Origin of the sequence: Demequina maris, assembly GCF_000971155.1 — a bacterium.
Taxonomy (GTDB): Bacteria; Actinomycetota; Actinomycetes; order Actinomycetales; family Demequinaceae; genus Demequina; species Demequina maris.
Genome location: NZ_BBLX01000001.1, coordinates 274,134 through 289,589 on the forward strand (window position 1 = coordinate 274,134; position 15,456 = coordinate 289,589).

Here is a 15,456-nt window from a genome sequence, read left to right on the forward strand (position 1 = left end):
GTCACGAATGCTGCGCGTTCGTCAGGCTACGCCCGGCCGATGGTCGCGGCAACGGGAGCCGCGGCGGCGCTAGATCTCCGTGAGCGCGAGCCCGTCGATGTCGCGCTGCTCCCACTCGTCGAAGGGGTCGTCGGCGACCGCGGCGCGCGCGATCGGCGCGAGGCGCTCGAAGTCCTCGCGCGACTCGAAGATCGCGAGCCCCACGAGCCGGTCCGAGCCCGCGTCGGCGAGCGTGTGGATCGACGTGAGCCCGGCCTGGCCGCGGATCGCGGCGCCGTAGCGGTGCATCGAGTCGATGAGCGCCTCGCGGTGCTCCGGGTGGGGGTGATGGACCGACATCAGCACGAACATGAGGCCACCCTAGATCGGCCGGCTCAGTCGCGCTCGACCCACCGGTCGATCGCCCACACCAGGGCGAACGCGAGCCCCGGCTCGACGCCGTCGAGGATGTCGATCGTGTACTTGTCGCGGACGGTCACCCACTTCTGGGTGATCTGCACCGCGACCGTGCCGTCCTCCTTGCGCAGCGTGTAGTCCTTCTCGATCACGTTGCCCTCGAGCAGCCACTCCTCGCCCGTGGCAAGGGAGACCTCGATCTTGTCCTTGACGAACTTGAAGGGCTGCGCGTGGAGGTGGGCCGCCTGGGTCCCCTCGGGATCGGTGACGTCCATGCGCTTCGGGATGCCGAACATCCTCCCGGTGACCTCGAACAGCAGCGCGCCGTCGGGCCCCTGCACGTCGGCGCGCGGCCGCGGCCCCGCCTTGCCGTCCACGAAGAAGAGCTGCTCCTCGGTCTCCGGCTCGAGGATCGCGAAGTCGCGTCCCATGCCGAACTTGCTCTTCATCAGGTAGCGCGTGTACCCCTCGGCAACGGGCGGCAGTGCCATGGTGTGCTCCAATGACGTCGGTGCGGCCACGGTAGCGCCGCCGCGCGAGGGATGCCAGGGACGATGCGGAGAGTCGCGCGTTACTCGCGGCCCTCGTCGAGCGGGATCAGCATGGTCCGGAACTCGTCGGCGCCGGCATGCAGCGCCCAGATGCGGTCCGCGACCTCGTCGAGCGTGTAGCGCAGCTTCGGGATCGCGCCGGGGATGACCAGCTGGACCACGCGCACGCCCTCCTCCGCGAGCGCATCGTGCAGCATCTCGCCGTACGCGCTCTCGGCGGGGAACGCGACCGAGGTGCCGGCGAAGCCCGCACGCGCCTGCACGGACGTCCCGCCGTTGATGAGGACGATGCTGCCCTCGCCCGCCGCTCGCATCGCGGGCAGCACGGCGCGGGCGGCGTGGATGAGGCCGAGCGCGGAGAACCGGAGCGCCTCGAGCGCGAGGTCGGGCGTGAGGTCGAGGACGGGCTTGAGGTAGTCCCGCGACGGCAGCGGGCTGTACTGGAGCGCGGTCACCGGGCCGAGCTCCGCGGCGGCGCGGCCGAGCGCGGCCTCGAGCGAGTCGCCGTCGCGCACGTCGGCGGCGTAGCCGCGAGCCGTGACGCCGTCCGCGGCGAGCTCCTCCGCGAGGGCGTCGAGCCTGCCCTGGTCGCGCGAGATCAGCGCGACGGAGAAGCCCTCGCGGGCGAACCTCCGTGCGACGGCGGCACCGAGTCCGGGTCCTGCTCCGACGATGGCGAGCGTGGGCATGCGTGTCTCCTTCGACTGCTGGGGGGCTCGCCTCCGACCCTAGCGCGCGCCGTCGCCCGTCTTCGAGCCGCCGTCCCCGCCGTGGTCGTCCTTGCTGCCGCCATGCTTTCCATCGTCGCGCGACGCGTCCCCGTCGCCCTTCGCGTCCCCACCGTCACCGTCGTCCGCGTCGTCGTCCTCGCGTCGCCTCGCGGCGAGGGCGCCGGCCTGCGCCGAGTGCGCGGCGGTCGCCGTGCCGAAGTAGAAGGCCGCGACGGCGGTCACGAGGGTGCCGACCGTGGTGACGAGCTGCTTGGCGATGTCGTCCGAGGTCGCGGTGTTGCGCGACGGCGGGTACAGGATCACGTCGTAGACCGTCTCGCCGTCGACGAGGCGCGGCGTGGCCTCCTTCAGGAGCTCCGTCGGGATGCCGTTGTAGCGGTCCTGAGTGATGCCGGTGAGCTCGCGCACGTCGGCGGTGTCGGCGGTCTGCTGGGTGCTGTTGAAGATGAAGATCGCGGCGATGAAGAACAGCATGATGAGCAGCAGCGCGATCACCGCGCGGATGCTGCCGGCGGGCAGGCCCATCGCCTGCGACGCGTCGTGCAGCTTGAGTCGCTTGAGGACGACGGCCAGCGCCGAGATCACGAGGACGAGCACCACGGCCGCCGCCACGAAGACCAGCGACAGCGCGGCCTCCGGGCTGTCCTGCGTCTCGGTGGCGAGGCGTCCGAGCAGGTAGACCGAGGCCCCCAGGACGCCGACGGAGATCACGGCCGACAGGAAGAGCGCCCACAGCGCCGAGTACCGCGGCGTCGCCGTCGCGTCGTGATAGACCCACCGCCTGAACCAGCCGCGCACGCCTGCCATGACAACCCCCTTGGCCCCGCTGCGAAGGGTGATCCCCTCCACTGTAGGTCGGATGCGCGGGCGGGGCGCGGCGTGCGGCGGGGCGGCACGACGGGCCCCTCCTCGCGGAGGGGCCCGGAGGACGGCACGCTAGGCCGCCGCAGGGTGCTCGATGTGGTCGACGACGCGGTCGAGTCGCGCCTGGACGCGCGCGATCATGGACTTCCGGCCGAGCCGGTAGCTCAGGGTCACGTCGGGCACGCGCACCTCGACGCCGATCCGCGTGCCCCCGTCCTCCGGCATGAACGTCCAGATGAACGTGTCGGGCGGGAAGCCGTGGTGCGGTGCGTGGTGCCCCCGCATCCAGAGGGTCGGAACCGCCTCGAAGACGATCCGCTCGTCGGGGACCTCCTCCGTGAAGGTGAAGGCGACATCCTCGTCCAACGGGAACGGGGCCGGGTACCGCAGCTGCGCGGTCGTGCCGGGACCCTTCTCGGTGACCTGGGCGTCGACGACCTCGATCGGGTCGCCGTCGTGGAGCTTGCGCGGGTCACGGCAGTACTCGAACACCGTGTGCACGGGTGCGTCGACGTGGGCCGAGAGCGCGAAGTAGGGCTGCGTCACAGTCATGTTGCTCACCCCCTCTCGTGACCGAGACGGTGGTGGTGCGCCCACCTCTCCAGCCTACGTCCGTGGCGCGTCGACGGCGTGCGGGCGGCTCACCCGGCGTCCGCGATCCAGCCCGCGAAGCCGAGCTGGATCTGCTGGTCGTAGTAGCCGGCCGCCACGTAGAGGTCGAGCTCCAGCCCCTCCAGCCCGTCGTCGCCGGTGAAGCGCGCCTGCCCCATCCAGATCGGGTCGATGTAGCGCGCCTGCGGGAGCACGCTGTTGTAGCTCATCGCGGCCGCCAGCTCCCCGCTCCACGTGCCGTCGTCCGCCGTGAGGACGGCGTCGTCGCTGCTCGCCCAGCCGCCGATGGCGGCGTCCGCGACCGTCTCGTCGACCTGCATCTCGAGCAGGCCCGACACACGAGCGTCCGTCGCGTCCATCTCGCATGTCCACCGGGCGGTCACGGTCATCTCCTCGCCGCTGTCGCGGACGGTCTTGCCGGCGGGGTCGCAGATCGCGGTGCCGTTCACCGGCGTCGCCCCCTCGGGCACCGATGTCGAGCCGGGATCGGACCCGCCGCACGCGGCGAGCACCAGGACCGCTGCCAGGATCGTCGGAGATCGCATGATGGTCCCCTTCCTCGGGGACCCGCCTCCATTGTCCCGCCGCTCGCCCGGCCGCGCAGGACGGCTCGGGGCGGCCACCCGCGGGCGCATCCGCTAGTGTCACGCTCACCCACGGACCACTCGCGACGGAGCCACGGCACGCATGGAACAGCTCGACACGATCGTCATCGGAGCCGGCGTCGCCGGCCTCACCGCGGCCCGGCTGCTGCACGGCGCCGGGCGCCGCGTCGCCGTCCTGGAGGCCCGGGACCGCGTCGGCGGGCGGGTCTGGACGGACCGGTCCGCCGGGAACGTCACCGACCTGGGCGCCTCGTGGATCCACGGGGTGGACGGCTGCCCGGTCGCCGCCGCCTCCGAGGCGTTCGGGATGCGCACGATCGAGTTCACCGTCGGCAGCTATCAGCCGGACGGCCGTCCGATCGCATACTTCTCCCCCGACGGCAGCCGCCTACCGGACGATGCGGCGCGGGCCTTCGCCGCCGACGTCCGGGCGGTCGACGCGACGCTGCGCGACGTGATCGAGCGCTCGGAGCCGCTCGACTCGTACCGCGACGTCACCGAGCGGGCGCTGGCCGCGCAGGGCTGGGACGAGGAGCGCGCCGCGCGGGTGCGGGAGTTCCTCGAGCACCGCACGGAGGAGCAGTACGGCGCGTGGATCGAGGACCTCGCCGCGCACGGGCTCGACGACGACGCGGTCGACGGCGACGAGGTGGTCTTCCCCGGCGGCTACGACCGGCTCCCCGGCGCGCTGGCCCAGGGGCTCGACGTGAGGCTCGGCCACGTCGTCACCCGCGTGCGATGGTCGGACGACGGCGTGCTCGTCGCGACGGTGCACGGCGAGCGCCGCGCCGCCACCGCCGTGCTGACGGTGCCGGTCGGGGTGCTGCAGGGCGGGGACCTGACGATCGAGCCACCGCTGCCCGCGCCCGTCGCGGGCGCGCTCGGGCGTCTCACGATGAACCGCTTCGAGAAGGTGGTGCTGCGCTTCCCCACCCGCTTCTGGGGCGACGACGTCTACGCGATCCGCCAGCAGGGGCCCGAGGGACGCCGCTGGCACTCGTGGTACGACCTCACGCCGCTGCACGGGACCCCGACGCTGCTCACGTTCGCCGCCGGCCCGACGGCGCGCGAGATCGAGGGCTGGGACGATGCGCGGGTGGCCGCCTCGGTGATGGAGCAGCTCCGGCGCCTCTACGGCGAGGCGGCGGAGGACCCGACCTCCGTCCAGGTGACGGCATGGCACGCGGACCCGTTCGCGCGAGGCTCCTACGCCTACATGACGGTGGGCGCGACCACGGCGGACCACGACGACCTCGCGACGCCGGTCGGCGGCGTCCTGCACGTGGCCGGCGAGGCGACCTGGACCGACGACCCCGCGACTGTGCCCGCCGCGATGCTCTCGGGGCATCGTGCCGCGGAGCGCATCCTCGGCCGCGACGTGCCGATCGAGCGGTTGTGGTCGCGGGTCTGACGGGGCACGGGTCCGGGCCGCACCCGCGGCCCGGACGGTGACGAGGCCGCTAGGCCATCGCCTCGATCTCGCGCTTGAACGTCTCGAGCGCGTCCTCGACGTCCCGATCCCCGTGTCCGAGCACGGCGTCGAACGCCTTCATCAGTCGCGAGGCGTCCCAGTCGAAGGTCAGCGCGGTGCCCCCAGCCTCGGGCTTCACGGCGTAGGTGAAGACCGGCCCGCGCGACGAGTGGTCGACGACGCGCTCGCCGGGCAGGAACTCCTCCCGCGTGAAGGTGGCGTGACGGCGCATGCCCATGGTGCGGTACTCGACCGTGTACGAGCTCACGTGTCCGTCCTCGGCGCGAGCGACCTCACCCAGGTGCATGTGATAGCTCTCGGGCATGGCGGCGATCAGGTGGGCCGGGTCCGCGGCGTAGGCGAACACCTTCGCGGGAGGCGCGTCGACCCCGATCACGTGGTGATGCTTGCTGGCGACCATGGCAGTCGCCTCCTCTCCAGGACGGCGTGCCGCCGGAGGACGCGGCGGCATCGAAGCACCGCCCTCGCTCTCCAGACTTCTCGCGCACCTGCGCCCCGCAAGGGACGTTGGTCCCGGCCCCGATCCATCCGGGGATCAGGCCCGGCGGTCGTCGAAGCCGAGCGTGATGCCGCCGTGCGCCGACGTGCAGATGAGGACGAGTCCGTCGCGCTCGGCCGTGCCGGTCGCCAGCCCGGTCGCACGCTCGGGCCGCACGGACCCGGCCGCGGCGATGGCCTCGTCGACGATGGCGGGGTCGACCCCCAGCGTGTCCGCGAGGTGCGTCGCGAGAGCGACGAGCTCGGCGCGCGCGACCGCGCCGTCGGCATCGAGGAGCAGCAGGCCGTCCACGGTGTCGGCGACCCGGCCGCCCAGGTCGATGAAGTGCTCGACCTCGGCGATGTTCGCGTCGAACGCGCGATCCAGCGCGCTGCCCACCGCGGCTGCTGCCGGTGCCGCGGCCACTGCGGCCCCCGGCACCCCGACTGGGCCGCCGCCGGGGATCGCGCATGCCACCAGGGTCACCGCGAGCGCGACCGCCACCCCCAGCACGCTCCCGTTCCTCAGTCCTCCGCCGCCGTCCGTGCTGGCCATGTCGTCCCGTCTCCCTCGTGCCCGCGCCGCCGGTCGGCGACGAGACCAGCCTGGCGAGCGCGGGTCCGCGCCGCATCGTCCACCCGCAGGCTTCGCGATGTACCGCGTCCGTCGTAGCCGGGCCTACGCGGGAGGCTCGGGCAGCGCGCACACGGCGCCCTCCGAGAAGCCCGCCGCGCCCAGGTCGAGCGCCACGCCGTAGCGGCCGCGCATGTTCTCGAGGGCGACCTGGTGGGTGAGCTCGAGGATCTGCCGCTCCGTGAACCTCTCGCGCAGGGCCGCGAACAGCTCGTCCGGCACCACCGCGGGGGTCCGCGTCATCCCGACCGCGAGGTCGATCACGAGCCGGTCGGTCTCGTCGAACAGGTCGCTGGTCTTATAACGCGGCAAGGCGAGCAGCTCGTCGTCGCTGAGCCCGCGGTTGCGGACGATCTGCGACCCGAGGTCGATGCAGTACGGGCAGGTGACCATCGTCGACGCCTTGAGGGTCGCGAGCGCCATGTACCGGTCGTCGACCGTCATGGGCCGCGCGGAGGCCTGCTCCATCCGCCCGTACGCGCGCAGGAGGCGCGGGGCGTGCGCGTACACCTCGAGGGGCTCGACGGCGCGCTCGGGGTTCCGCCCCGAGGCGGCCGCGAGCCCGCGCCGCGTGAAGAACATGATCGCGCGCGTCCCGGGGCCGCCGCGCACCTTCGTCAGACGAACCATGGCTCCTCCGCACCCAGGCTACGTCGGACCCGACCGCCTTGCGGAGCCGCGGCACCGGTGCTGGAATGGTCGGGACGCAGCGACGCCGGCGCACCGACCAGGGGGGACGGGAAGCGCATGAGCAGCAACGAGCACGCCTTCGAGGTGCCGACGATGGCGCCTGCGTCCGCGACCCGCCTCCCCCGCCCGCTCGAGCGGCACCGGCGCGCGAGGCGCGCCGCGCGTGCGGCCTCGACCGCCGCGCCCGAACCCCAGGCCGTCAGCGGCCGGATGCCGGCCTGGGCGCGCATCCCCGGAGACGAGGCCGGCACCCCACAGGAACGGTCCCCAGCATGGCCACCACCACCAGCAGCACCCCCACCCCCTTCTCGGTCGACGCGGAGAGGCTGAGCGAGCTCGGCGCGGTCTTCCGCGGTCCCCTCGTCACCCCCGGCGACCCCGGCTACGACGACCTTCGGCGGCTCGACAACGCCGCCATCGATCGCCGCCCCGCGCTGATCATCCGGTGCACCGGACCGGCCGACGTCATCGACGGCGTCAACCTCGCGCGCACCACCGGCGCTCCCCTGGCGATCCGCTCCGGCGGCCACCACGTCGGCGGGCACGGCTCGGTCGACGACGGGATCGTGCTCGACCTGCGCGACATGAACGGCGTCTGGGTCGATCCCGCGAACCTCACCGTCCGCGTGCAGGGGGGCGCCACCTGGGGCCAGGTCGACCGCGAGACCCAGGTCTTCGGGCTCGCGGTGCCCGGCGGCATCGTGTCGTCGACCGGCGTGGGCGGCCTCACCCTCGGCGGCGGCGTCGGATGGCTGGTCCGTCGGTGGGGGCTCAGCTGCGACAGCCTGCTCTCGGCCCGGGTGGTCCTCGCCTCGGGCGAGCTCGTCACCGCGAGCGAGACCGAGAACGCGGACCTGTTCTGGGCCATCCGCGGCGGCGGCGGGAACTTCGGCGTCGCGGTCGAGCTGACGTTCCGGGCGCACCCGCTCGGGCCGGAGATCGCGGCGGCCTTCGTGCTCCATCCGCTCGCCGGCTCCGAGGACGTGCTGCGCGGCTGGCGGGACCTCGCCGTCGACGCCGACGAGACGGTGACCTCGCGCGCCATGCTGTGGGCGATGGCCGACGACGAGACCGTGCCGCCGCCGGCACGCGGCAAGGAGGTCCTCATCATCGGCGCCGTCTATGCGGGCGACGCCGCGGAGGGCCGGGAGGTGCTCGCCCCGTACCGCGCGCTCGGCGAGCCGCTCGTCGACATGAGCGAGCTCCTCACCGACTACCGGTTCCTCCAGTCGGCGTTCGACGGCGACGACACCCCGGTGCACTCGTACTGGAAGTCGCTCTACCTCGACCGCCTCACCGACGACGCCCTCGCCTTCATCTACGCGCGCGCGCTGGAGCGCCCGGACCCGAGCATCCTGGTACACATCCCCGCGATGGGCGGCGCGTGCGCGCGCACGGCCGCGGACGCCACCGCCTTCGGGGATCGGAGCGCGCCGTTCATGCTGAGCTTCGACGGCATGACGCAGGACCCCGCCAAGCTCGCCGAGGTGCGCGACTGGGTGCGCGCGAGCGTCGAGGCGGCGCGCGAGCTCGACGGCGCCGGCGGGACCTACCTCAACTTCGTCGGGGACGATGCGTCGGACCGTCAGGTGGTGCACGAGCAGTTCGGCGCGAACTACGGACGGCTGCGCGAGGTCAAGCGCCGCTACGACCCCGGCAACCTGTTCCGCGTCAACAACAACATCCCGCCGGCCTGAGCGCTCAGACGGGCGGGACGAAGTCCGCGGGCACGACGAGCACGGGCACGCGCGCGAACTCGATCACGTGGAGGGTGTGCGAGCCGATGCCCGGCAGCACGTGGCCCGGCCGCTCCATGCGCCCGAGCACGATCATGCTCGCCCCGCACGCGGCGGCCTCCGCGAGGAGGCGGGACGCTATCCGCCCGTGATGGAGCACCGCCTCGGTGGCGACTCCCGCCTCCTCGGCGCGCCGGGTCACGTGCGCGAGCGCGGCCTCGCACGCGCGCTCGTGGCCGCGGATGAGGGCCTCCTCGGCGGCGAGCCCGTGCGCCGCGCCCTCGTGGTCGACGACGGCCACGAGCCGCAGGTTCGCGCCGGTGCGGCGCGCGTGCGCGATCGCGACGTCGGCTGCCGCGAACGATGCGGCGGAGTCGTTGATCCCGACGAGCACAGTGGTCACGGCGTCGCCCCTTCACGGGTCCCCCGCTGTCGCGCGGGACGCGCGCCGTCCGCGGCCCACCGCACGCGCAGGCTCTCCTCCCGCTCGAGCTCCTCGAGCGCGCCCTCGATGCGCTCGAGCTCGGCCTCGAGCGCGGGGATCCACCGGTGCTCGATCGCGCGTCGCCGGGTCCGGGTCGCCACCAGCTCCGCGTGCATCGTGACCGCCGCGCGCCGCACCGCCGCATAGGCCACCGCCGCCTCGAGCGCGGCACCCATCGCACGGGACGCGTACGCGAGCGCCGAGCCGCCGCCGGCCGGTCGCGGCGGGGTGCCGTCGAGGCGCGCCTCGTTCGGGAACTCGATGCCCATGACCCGGCCGGGCTCCACGGTCACCCGGGGTGGACGAGCCGGCGCGGCCGCGTGCAGCGCGTGCCACCCGTCGAGGGCGGCGGCGCGTCGCGCCCAGCGGTCCGCCTCATGGGCCGCGTCCTCCCACTCCGCGCGGAGGTCGTCGGCGCGCAGCAGGAGGCGCTCGTGCTCGGCGGCGACGATGCGCTGCTTGCGCTCGAGCAGCCCGACCCCGTGCCGCGCGACCGCGAGGCGTCGGCGCACCCGTAGCCGGGCTGCCCGTCCGACGTCACCCATGGGCCTCCTCCTCGTCGATCGGGAGGCGGCGCTCGAGCATGTCGGTCGGCACCATCGTGAGCTCCTGGCGCGGCAGGGTCGCCAGCGCGCGCCACGCGCGGTCCAGGGTGTCGTCGAGGGTGCGCGTCTCGTCGTCGCCCTGCTGCAGCAGACCCCTCTCGAGCGCGTCGCGGTAGGCGAGGTAGCGCCGGTCGGTCTCCCCGAGCGCCGATGCGCCGACGAGCTCCGCGAGGGCCGCGGACTGCCGCGCGCGGGCGAGCGCCGCGAGCACCTGTGCCGCCACGTCGAGATGGTCGTCCCGGGTGCGTCCGGGCCCCGCGCCGTGGCGCATGAGCCGAGACAGCGAGCCGAGCGTGTCGACCGGCGGGTACACCCCGCGCGCCGCGAGCTCCGGCGACAGCACGATCTGCCCCTCCGTGATGTAGCCGGTGAGGTCGGGGACGGGATGGGTGATGTCGCCGGCGGGCATCGTCAGCACGGGCACGACGGTGACCGAGCCGTCACGGCCCCGCACACGCCCGCACCGCTCGTACAGGCTCGCGAGGTCGCTGTAGAGGTAGCCGGGGTAGCCGCGCCGTGCGGGGATCTCGCGGCGCGCGGCCGAGACCTCGCGCACGGCCTCGGCGTAGTTCGTCATGTCGGAGACGACGACGAGCACGTCGGCGCCCTCCTCGAAGGCGAGGTGCTCGGCCACCGTGAGGGCGAGGCGGGGCGTGAGGATGCGCTCGATCGCGGGATCGTCGGCGGCGTTGAGCAGGAGCACGAGCTCGCCGGTGGCGGTGCGCTCCTCCAGCCGGTCGCGCACGTATGCGATGTCCGCGTGCGTGAGGCCCAGCGCCGCGAAGACCACGCGGAACTGCTCCCCCGCGCAGGTCGCGTGCGCGGCGATCTGCGTCGCGAGCCGGAGGTGCGGCAGGCCCGCCACCGAGAAGATCGGCAGCTTCTGGCCGCGCACGAGCGTGGTGAGCGCGTCGATCACCGACACCCCCGTGACGACCGGCTCGTGCGGCGCTTCACGCTCGACCGGGTTGAGCGGCGATCCCGTCACCGGGGCGAGACGCCCGCCGGTGATGGGCGGGCCGCCGTCGAGGGGCGCGCCGCGGCCGTTGCACACGCGGCCCAGCCACCCGGGGCCCACCTCGATGCGCAGCGGCTGCCCCGCGAAGCGCACGTCGACCGCGCCGGGCGCGATCCCCGCGGTGCCCTCGAACACCTGGACCGTCGCCTCGTCGCCGTCGAGCTCGAGCACGAGCCCGTGACGCACCCCGTCGGCCGCCACCACGTCCGCCGACTCATCCCACCCCACACCGGCGGCGCCGCCGACGACCAGCAGCGGCCCACGCATGGCCCGTACGTCCCGATGCGCGACGCGGGTCCCGGCGAGCGTCACCGTCCACGTCCCGGTGTCGGTCGCGCGCGACCCGGCGGTCATCGCAGGCCCCCGATCGTGGCGAGCATCCGCTCGCGGATCGCGGCGACCCCGTCGGCGTCGTCGGGACCGACCGCCTGAGCGGCCCGCAGCACCGGCCCGACGTCGACCGCCTCGATGGCGGTGGCGGTGACGCCCCGCGCGACCCCGGCGTGGCACGCGTCGACGCAGGCGAGGACGAGGTCGAGCAGGGCCGCACCCTTGCGGTCGGAGCACGTCGCGTCGTTCGTGCTGAGCGCGTTCTGCGCGAGCACCGCCTCGCGCAGGAGCCGCCCCCCGAGCACGATCACCCGCTCCCGGCCCGGGAGGGAGTTGACCCCGATGACCTCGGCGAGGGACGCGAGGCGGTCCGCCTCCGCCAGGATCTCCAGCGCGGTCGCGCGGCGGGCCGCCCACTCGGCGTCGCCCTGGACGGCCTGCCACCGGGCCAGGCCCTCAGCGTCGCGCGCGAACGACCCGCCCCAGTGCACCGCGGGATAGTGACGCGCGTACGCCAGGTCGCGGTCGAGGGTCCACATCGACCGGACGAAGCGCTGGGTGATGGTGGTCACGGGCTCGGAGAGGTCGCCGCCGGGAGGCGACACGGCGCCGACGACGGTGACGGACGCATCGTGCCCGCCGAGCGTCGTGACGCGGCCCGCACGCTCGTAGAACGCGGCGAGCTCCGACGCGAGGTCCGCGGGGAAGCCCTCCTCGGCGGGCAGCTCGCCCCGGCGGTTCGCAAACTCCCGCAGCGCCTCCGCCCAGCGCGACGTCGAGTCCGCGATCACCACCGCGTCGTACCCCATGTCGCGGTAGTACTCGGCGATCCCGATTCCGGTGTAGATGCTCAGCTCGCGGGCCATCATCGGCATGTTCGACGTGTTGGCGACGACCACGGTGCGGTCCATGAGCCTGCCGCCGGTCCGCGCGTCGACCAGGCGAGCGAAGTCGTCGAGCACGTCGGCCATCTCGTTCCCCCGCTCGCCGCAGCCGACATAGACGATCACGTCGGCGTCGCACCACTTCGCGATCTGCTGCAGCAGCATGGTCTTCCCGGTGCCGAACCCGCCGGTCACCGCCGTCGCGGCACCGCGGGCGACCGGGAACAGCAGGTCGAGCACCCGCTGCCCGGTATGCAGCGGGGCCACGTCCGAGTGCCGCTCGCGCACCGGTCGCGGCCGCCGGAGCGGCCACCGCTCGGTGAGACGGACCTCGCGCCCGGCGACCGTCGCGACGTGATCGCGGGTGCCGAGCTCCCCCTCCTCGGCCAGCCAGGTGAGCGTGCCGCCGTGCCCCGCGGGCACCATGACCCGATGCTCGACGGCGCCCGCGCCCGGCACGGTGCCGAGCATCTCGCCCTCGCGGACCGTGTCCCCCACCCGCGCCGACGGGACGAACCTCCACCGGGCCTCGGCGCCCGCGTCCGCGGCCTCGACGGATCGCTCGGGTCCGAGCCACACGGGCGCGTCGGTGAGGGGGCGCATGAGGCCGTCGAACGCCCGTCCCAGAAGCCCCGGGCCGAACAGCCCGGTCAGGGGACGGCCGCTCGGCTGCGCCGGGTCCCCCACACGGAGGCCGCCCGTGTACTCGTATGCCTGCAGGGTTGCGCGATCGCCCTCGATCGCGACGACCTCGGCGCTGATGCGGCCCGCGCCCAGGTGCAGGATCTCCCCCATCGTGACGCCTGCAAGCCCGCCGGCCTCGACCAGCGGGCCGCTCACGCGGACCGTGCGGCCCTGACCGACGGGGGCGGACGTCGACCCGCTCACGACGTCCACAGCGCCGCCACCTCGTCGCTCATCGAGTCGAGCGTCGCCCGCGCGAGCACCGGCAGCCGCAGGTCGAGCATGCGCGTGCCCGCGGTCGCGACGATGCCTCCCTCCGGGGCCTCCTCGACCACGGCCGCCGGGCCCAGCACGGCCCGCGCGCGGTCCGCCAACGCGTCACGCAGCCCGGGGTACGCGGGATCGGCCCGCAGCGCGGAGGCGCGCTCGAGGATCCGGGCCTCGAGGCGCCGGCGCAGGTCCTCCCGACCGCGCAGCTCGCGCTCGTGCGCGGTGCGGCGGGCTCGTGCCGAGCGCAGCGCCGCGTCGGAGCGTGCCGCGGCGGTCCCGGCCTCGACCGCGCGCCTGACGATCGCCTCCGCCTCGCCGTGCGCGTCGTCGAGGAGCTGGCGGGCTCGGCTCTCCGCCTCCGCGTCCGCCTCCCGCGCCGCGGCCTCCGCTCGCGCGCGGATCGTCGCGCGCAGCGGCGCGAGCGACGCGTCCGCGCCCGGGGCGAGCGTGCTCATGGCGGCATCACCACCGTCAGCGGCGACCCGAGGTCGTCGACGCGGGCGCCGAGCGCGGACGCCGCGGCGGGCGCCAGGACGACGAGCCCCACCCCGGGGCCGAGCGCGTCCCACGCCGCGCGGACCTCGTCGGGCGACGCGGCCACGCGGACGTCGACGCCGGCCAGCGCGAGCGCGCCGACGGCCGGGCGGTCGCCGAGCGCGACGACGACACCCTCCACGCGCGGGACCGGATCGTTCATGCCTGTCCGATCAGGATGATCGCGATGATGAGGCCGTAGATCGCGATGCCCTCGGCGAGGCCGACGACCACCATGGCACGGCCGAACATCTCGGGCCTCTCGCTCATCGCGGCGAGCGCAGCGGAGCCGGTGTAGGCGACCGCGATCGCGGCACCGATCGAGGAGCCGGCGACGGCGATCGCCGCCGCGATGAGGGCGGAGCCCGAGGCGCCGCTGCTCGCGGCATCGGATGCCGCGGCCGCGGCGGGTGCGGCCGCGGTCGCCGCGGGTCCGGTCAGCAGCACCAGCGCGGCGCCGACGAGCACCGCGAGGTTCGCGGCGAGGAGGGTGACGACGCCCGCCTTCCGGCGGCGTCGGAGGAGCATCGTCGCGGCGACCGCGACGATCGCGAGGACGGGCAGCGCCGCCCACCAGACAGTCATGGCTCGGTCCTTTCGGTTGGCCGGGGGTGCGGCACCAGGTCGCCGGGGTCGGATGCGGGCAGCGCCGGCCGCCACGGCCGGAACGCCCGGCCCTCGCCGACGAACACGCGGGAGAAGAGCTCGTAGTACTCGAGCCGCAGGGCCTGGATCCCCGCGATGAGCGCCTCGAGGCCGAACGTGACGGCGTTGCCGATCACGAACACGAGCACGGCGGCCACGGCGCCCCAGCCGGGCCCCCACAGCGCGGTGGTCCCCGCCCAGATCACGGCGAGGAGGGCGGCGTGGGTGAGCCCGAAGGCGGCCAGACGCGCGAACGACACCACGTTCGAGGCGAGGCGGCTGACGCTGTCGAACGACTCGATGCCCGCCTCGAGGACCCCGGCCGCACCGCCGCCGGAGCTGGACAGGACGCCGATGAAGATGAGCACCAGCGCGGTGAGCGCCAGCGCGGCGCCGGCCACGATCAGGGGCGTGATGGCGGCGGCGAGGCCCCACGCGAGCAGGGCGAGCGCGACGAACAGGCCGGCGCCCGCGAGCCCGGAGCGGGCGTAGAGGGCGTAGCCCCAGCCGCCCTCGCGGACGCGGTTGACCGCGCCCGTCGCGTACGACCCCGCGAGCAGCACCGCGCCGATCGCGACGGCGGCGATCAGCAGCGGCACCGGCTCGTCCATGGGGTTGAGCCAGAGGACCGGGACGAGGCCGGTGGGGCCGAAGGCCTCGCCGTACAGCGCTCCCCACACGATCGCGGCGAGGCCCGCGAGCGTGACGAAGCCCCCCATGCGGCGCAGCCCGCGGAGCCGCCGGATCCAGCCGGCGCGCAGCACCAGCCCGACCGCGACCAGCAGCGCGCCGTGCCCGACGTCGCCGAACATCATCCCGAACATGAGGATGTACGCGAACGCCGCCGTCCGCGCGGGGTCCACGTCGGCGTAGGGGACGACGCCGTACGTGTCGACCAGCGCGCGGGAGGTGTCCCCCTCGGCATGCGCGATGAGCGTCGGCGGCTGCTCGCCGGCGGGCGCGCGCAACGGGACGAGCGACCCGCCGGCCTCCGCAAGCGACCGCGCCAGCGCATCGTGCTCGCGCCGGGGCATCCACCCGACCCACCCCACCAGGCGGTCGTGCGTCACCGCGGCGCCGGCGGCGCGGCGCAGCTCGTCGGCCTCACCGGTCGGCGCGTCCCTGAGGTCGAGCTCCACGACGCCGGCGCGTGCGACCGTCTCCAGCGCGCGCTCGCGGTCCTCGGCGAGCGCGACGATCGCGACGCGCTCCAT

The 15,456-nt window shown here is 74.5% G+C and carries 19 protein-coding genes; 2 read left to right on the forward strand and 17 right to left on the reverse strand.

The features are described from left to right. Window positions 1-69: 69 nt before the first annotated feature. The 6 genes from AOM02_RS01290 to AOM02_RS01315 all read right to left on the reverse strand — a co-directional run bounded on the left by AOM02_RS01290 (window position 70) and on the right by AOM02_RS01315 (window position 3,699). Window positions 70-351: a hypothetical protein gene (locus AOM02_RS01290; RefSeq protein ID WP_062295809.1), complete on the reverse strand. Its 282-nt coding sequence runs from the start codon at window positions 349-351 to the stop codon at window positions 70-72. 23 nt (window positions 352-374) lie between these two features. Continuing rightward, on the reverse strand, window positions 375-887 hold the full coding sequence (locus tag AOM02_RS01295; protein WP_062295810.1) for an LURP-one-related/scramblase family protein: 513 nt from the start codon (window positions 885-887) through the stop codon (window positions 375-377). An 80-nt stretch (window positions 888-967) separates the two neighbouring features. Then, on the reverse strand, window positions 968-1,636 hold the full coding sequence (locus tag AOM02_RS01300) for an SDR family NAD(P)-dependent oxidoreductase (protein ID WP_062295812.1): 669 nt from the start codon (window positions 1,634-1,636) through the stop codon (window positions 968-970). Window positions 1,637-1,675: 39 nt separating this feature from the next. Continuing rightward, window positions 1,676-2,485 (reverse strand): hypothetical protein, encoded by an 810-nt coding sequence (locus AOM02_RS01305; protein ID WP_062295814.1) that lies wholly within the window; start codon window positions 2,483-2,485, stop codon window positions 1,676-1,678. A 129-nt stretch (window positions 2,486-2,614) separates the two neighbouring features. Further along, on the reverse strand, window positions 2,615-3,094 hold the full coding sequence (locus AOM02_RS01310) for an SRPBCC family protein (protein ID WP_156156023.1): 480 nt from the start codon (window positions 3,092-3,094) through the stop codon (window positions 2,615-2,617). A gap of 89 nt (window positions 3,095-3,183) precedes the next feature. Beyond that, window positions 3,184-3,699, reverse strand: a complete 516-nt coding sequence (locus AOM02_RS01315) for a hypothetical protein (RefSeq protein WP_062295818.1) — start codon at window positions 3,697-3,699, stop codon at window positions 3,184-3,186. A gap of 142 nt (window positions 3,700-3,841) precedes the next feature. Between AOM02_RS01315 and AOM02_RS01320 the strand changes: the two genes are divergently transcribed. Next, on the forward strand, window positions 3,842-5,170 hold the full coding sequence (locus tag AOM02_RS01320) for a flavin monoamine oxidase family protein (protein WP_062295820.1): 1,329 nt from the start codon (window positions 3,842-3,844) through the stop codon (window positions 5,168-5,170). Between the two features lie 49 nt (window positions 5,171-5,219). Here AOM02_RS01320 and AOM02_RS01325 read toward each other — a convergent pair whose 3' ends face one another. The 3 genes from AOM02_RS01325 to AOM02_RS01335 all read right to left on the reverse strand — a co-directional run bounded on the left by AOM02_RS01325 (window position 5,220) and on the right by AOM02_RS01335 (window position 6,992). After that, window positions 5,220-5,651 carry an SRPBCC family protein gene (locus AOM02_RS01325; RefSeq protein WP_062295822.1) on the reverse strand — a complete coding sequence of 144 codons (432 nt, stop codon included), beginning with the start codon at window positions 5,649-5,651 and terminating at the stop codon, window positions 5,220-5,222. Window positions 5,652-5,786: 135 nt separating this feature from the next. After that, complete coding sequence (locus tag AOM02_RS01330; protein ID WP_156156024.1) at window positions 5,787-6,284, reverse strand: hypothetical protein; 498 nt, start codon at window positions 6,282-6,284, stop codon at window positions 5,787-5,789. Window positions 6,285-6,407: 123 nt separating this feature from the next. Then, a complete protein-coding gene (locus AOM02_RS01335) occupies window positions 6,408-6,992 on the reverse strand; it encodes a carboxymuconolactone decarboxylase family protein (RefSeq protein ID WP_062295827.1) in 585 nt (194 codons plus the stop codon). A 332-nt stretch (window positions 6,993-7,324) separates the two neighbouring features. Between AOM02_RS01335 and AOM02_RS01340 the strand changes: the two genes are divergently transcribed. Continuing rightward, window positions 7,325-8,749 (forward strand): FAD-binding oxidoreductase, encoded by a 1,425-nt coding sequence (locus AOM02_RS01340; protein ID WP_062295829.1) that lies wholly within the window; start codon window positions 7,325-7,327, stop codon window positions 8,747-8,749. 4 nt (window positions 8,750-8,753) lie between these two features. On the opposite strand, the gene AOM02_RS01345 is transcribed toward AOM02_RS01340, so the two are convergent. The 8 genes from AOM02_RS01345 to AOM02_RS01380 are packed head-to-tail and all read right to left on the reverse strand — an operon-like array spanning window position 8,754 to window position 15,456. Next, entirely contained in the window at window positions 8,754-9,191 is a 438-nt protein-coding gene (locus tag AOM02_RS01345) for a universal stress protein (protein WP_082104805.1), read from the reverse strand. Beyond that, window positions 9,188-9,817, reverse strand: a complete 630-nt coding sequence (locus tag AOM02_RS01350) for a V-type ATP synthase subunit D (protein WP_062316669.1) — start codon at window positions 9,815-9,817, stop codon at window positions 9,188-9,190. Before AOM02_RS01350 ends, AOM02_RS01345 begins: the two co-directional genes overlap by 4 nt. Beyond that, window positions 9,810-11,249, reverse strand: a complete 1,440-nt coding sequence (locus AOM02_RS01355; protein ID WP_082099402.1) for a V-type ATP synthase subunit B — start codon at window positions 11,247-11,249, stop codon at window positions 9,810-9,812. The genes AOM02_RS01350 and AOM02_RS01355 overlap by 8 nt, the downstream gene beginning before the upstream one ends. Further along, a complete protein-coding gene (locus AOM02_RS01360) occupies window positions 11,246-13,006 on the reverse strand; it encodes a V-type ATP synthase subunit A (protein WP_062295835.1) in 1,761 nt (586 codons plus the stop codon). The genes AOM02_RS01355 and AOM02_RS01360 overlap by 4 nt, the downstream gene beginning before the upstream one ends. Next, window positions 12,994-13,518 carry a hypothetical protein gene (locus AOM02_RS01365; RefSeq protein WP_062295841.1) on the reverse strand — a complete coding sequence of 175 codons (525 nt, stop codon included), beginning with the start codon at window positions 13,516-13,518 and terminating at the stop codon, window positions 12,994-12,996. The genes AOM02_RS01360 and AOM02_RS01365 overlap by 13 nt, the downstream gene beginning before the upstream one ends. Next, window positions 13,515-13,760 carry a hypothetical protein gene (locus tag AOM02_RS01370; protein ID WP_062295845.1) on the reverse strand — a complete coding sequence of 82 codons (246 nt, stop codon included), beginning with the start codon at window positions 13,758-13,760 and terminating at the stop codon, window positions 13,515-13,517. The genes AOM02_RS01365 and AOM02_RS01370 overlap by 4 nt, the downstream gene beginning before the upstream one ends. After that, window positions 13,757-14,182, reverse strand: a complete 426-nt coding sequence (locus AOM02_RS01375; protein ID WP_062295847.1) for an ATP synthase subunit C — start codon at window positions 14,180-14,182, stop codon at window positions 13,757-13,759. The genes AOM02_RS01370 and AOM02_RS01375 overlap by 4 nt, the downstream gene beginning before the upstream one ends. After that, window positions 14,179-15,456 (reverse strand): V-type ATPase 116kDa subunit family protein, encoded by a 1,278-nt coding sequence (locus AOM02_RS01380; protein WP_228373752.1) that lies wholly within the window; start codon window positions 15,454-15,456, stop codon window positions 14,179-14,181. Before AOM02_RS01380 ends, AOM02_RS01375 begins: the two co-directional genes overlap by 4 nt.

What these genes read in the sequence shown, in the direction of transcription:
- AOM02_RS01290 (WP_062295809.1), bottom strand. Translation starts at nt 351, where the DNA reads ATGTTCGTGCTGATGTCGGTCCATCACCCCCACCCGGAGCACCGCGAG.
- AOM02_RS01295 (WP_062295810.1), bottom strand. Translation starts at nt 887, where the DNA reads ATGGCACTGCCGCCCGTTGCCGAGGGGTACACGCGCTACCTGATGAAG.
- AOM02_RS01300 (WP_062295812.1), bottom strand. Translation starts at nt 1,636, where the DNA reads ATGCCCACGCTCGCCATCGTCGGAGCAGGACCCGGACTCGGTGCCGCC.
- AOM02_RS01305 (WP_062295814.1), bottom strand. Translation starts at nt 2,485, where the DNA reads ATGGCAGGCGTGCGCGGCTGGTTCAGGCGGTGGGTCTATCACGACGCG.
- AOM02_RS01310 (WP_156156023.1), bottom strand. Translation starts at nt 3,094, where the DNA reads ATGACTGTGACGCAGCCCTACTTCGCGCTCTCGGCCCACGTCGACGCA.
- AOM02_RS01315 (WP_062295818.1), bottom strand. Translation starts at nt 3,699, where the DNA reads ATGCGATCTCCGACGATCCTGGCAGCGGTCCTGGTGCTCGCCGCGTGC.
- AOM02_RS01320 (WP_062295820.1), top strand. Translation starts at nt 3,842, where the DNA reads ATGGAACAGCTCGACACGATCGTCATCGGAGCCGGCGTCGCCGGCCTC.
- AOM02_RS01325 (WP_062295822.1), bottom strand. Translation starts at nt 5,651, where the DNA reads ATGGTCGCCAGCAAGCATCACCACGTGATCGGGGTCGACGCGCCTCCC.
- AOM02_RS01330 (WP_156156024.1), bottom strand. Translation starts at nt 6,284, where the DNA reads ATGGCCAGCACGGACGGCGGCGGAGGACTGAGGAACGGGAGCGTGCTG.
- AOM02_RS01335 (WP_062295827.1), bottom strand. Translation starts at nt 6,992, where the DNA reads ATGGTTCGTCTGACGAAGGTGCGCGGCGGCCCCGGGACGCGCGCGATC.
- AOM02_RS01340 (WP_062295829.1), top strand. Translation starts at nt 7,325, where the DNA reads ATGGCCACCACCACCAGCAGCACCCCCACCCCCTTCTCGGTCGACGCG.
- AOM02_RS01350 (WP_062316669.1), bottom strand. Translation starts at nt 9,817, where the DNA reads ATGGGTGACGTCGGACGGGCAGCCCGGCTACGGGTGCGCCGACGCCTC.
- AOM02_RS01355 (WP_082099402.1), bottom strand. Translation starts at nt 11,249, where the DNA reads ATGACCGCCGGGTCGCGCGCGACCGACACCGGGACGTGGACGGTGACG.
- AOM02_RS01365 (WP_062295841.1), bottom strand. Translation starts at nt 13,518, where the DNA reads ATGAGCACGCTCGCCCCGGGCGCGGACGCGTCGCTCGCGCCGCTGCGC.
- AOM02_RS01370 (WP_062295845.1), bottom strand. Translation starts at nt 13,760, where the DNA reads ATGAACGATCCGGTCCCGCGCGTGGAGGGTGTCGTCGTCGCGCTCGGC.
- AOM02_RS01375 (WP_062295847.1), bottom strand. Translation starts at nt 14,182, where the DNA reads ATGACTGTCTGGTGGGCGGCGCTGCCCGTCCTCGCGATCGTCGCGGTC.
- AOM02_RS01380 (WP_228373752.1), bottom strand. Translation starts at nt 15,456, where the DNA reads ATGGAGCGCGTCGCGATCGTCGCGCTCGCCGAGGACCGCGAGCGCGCG.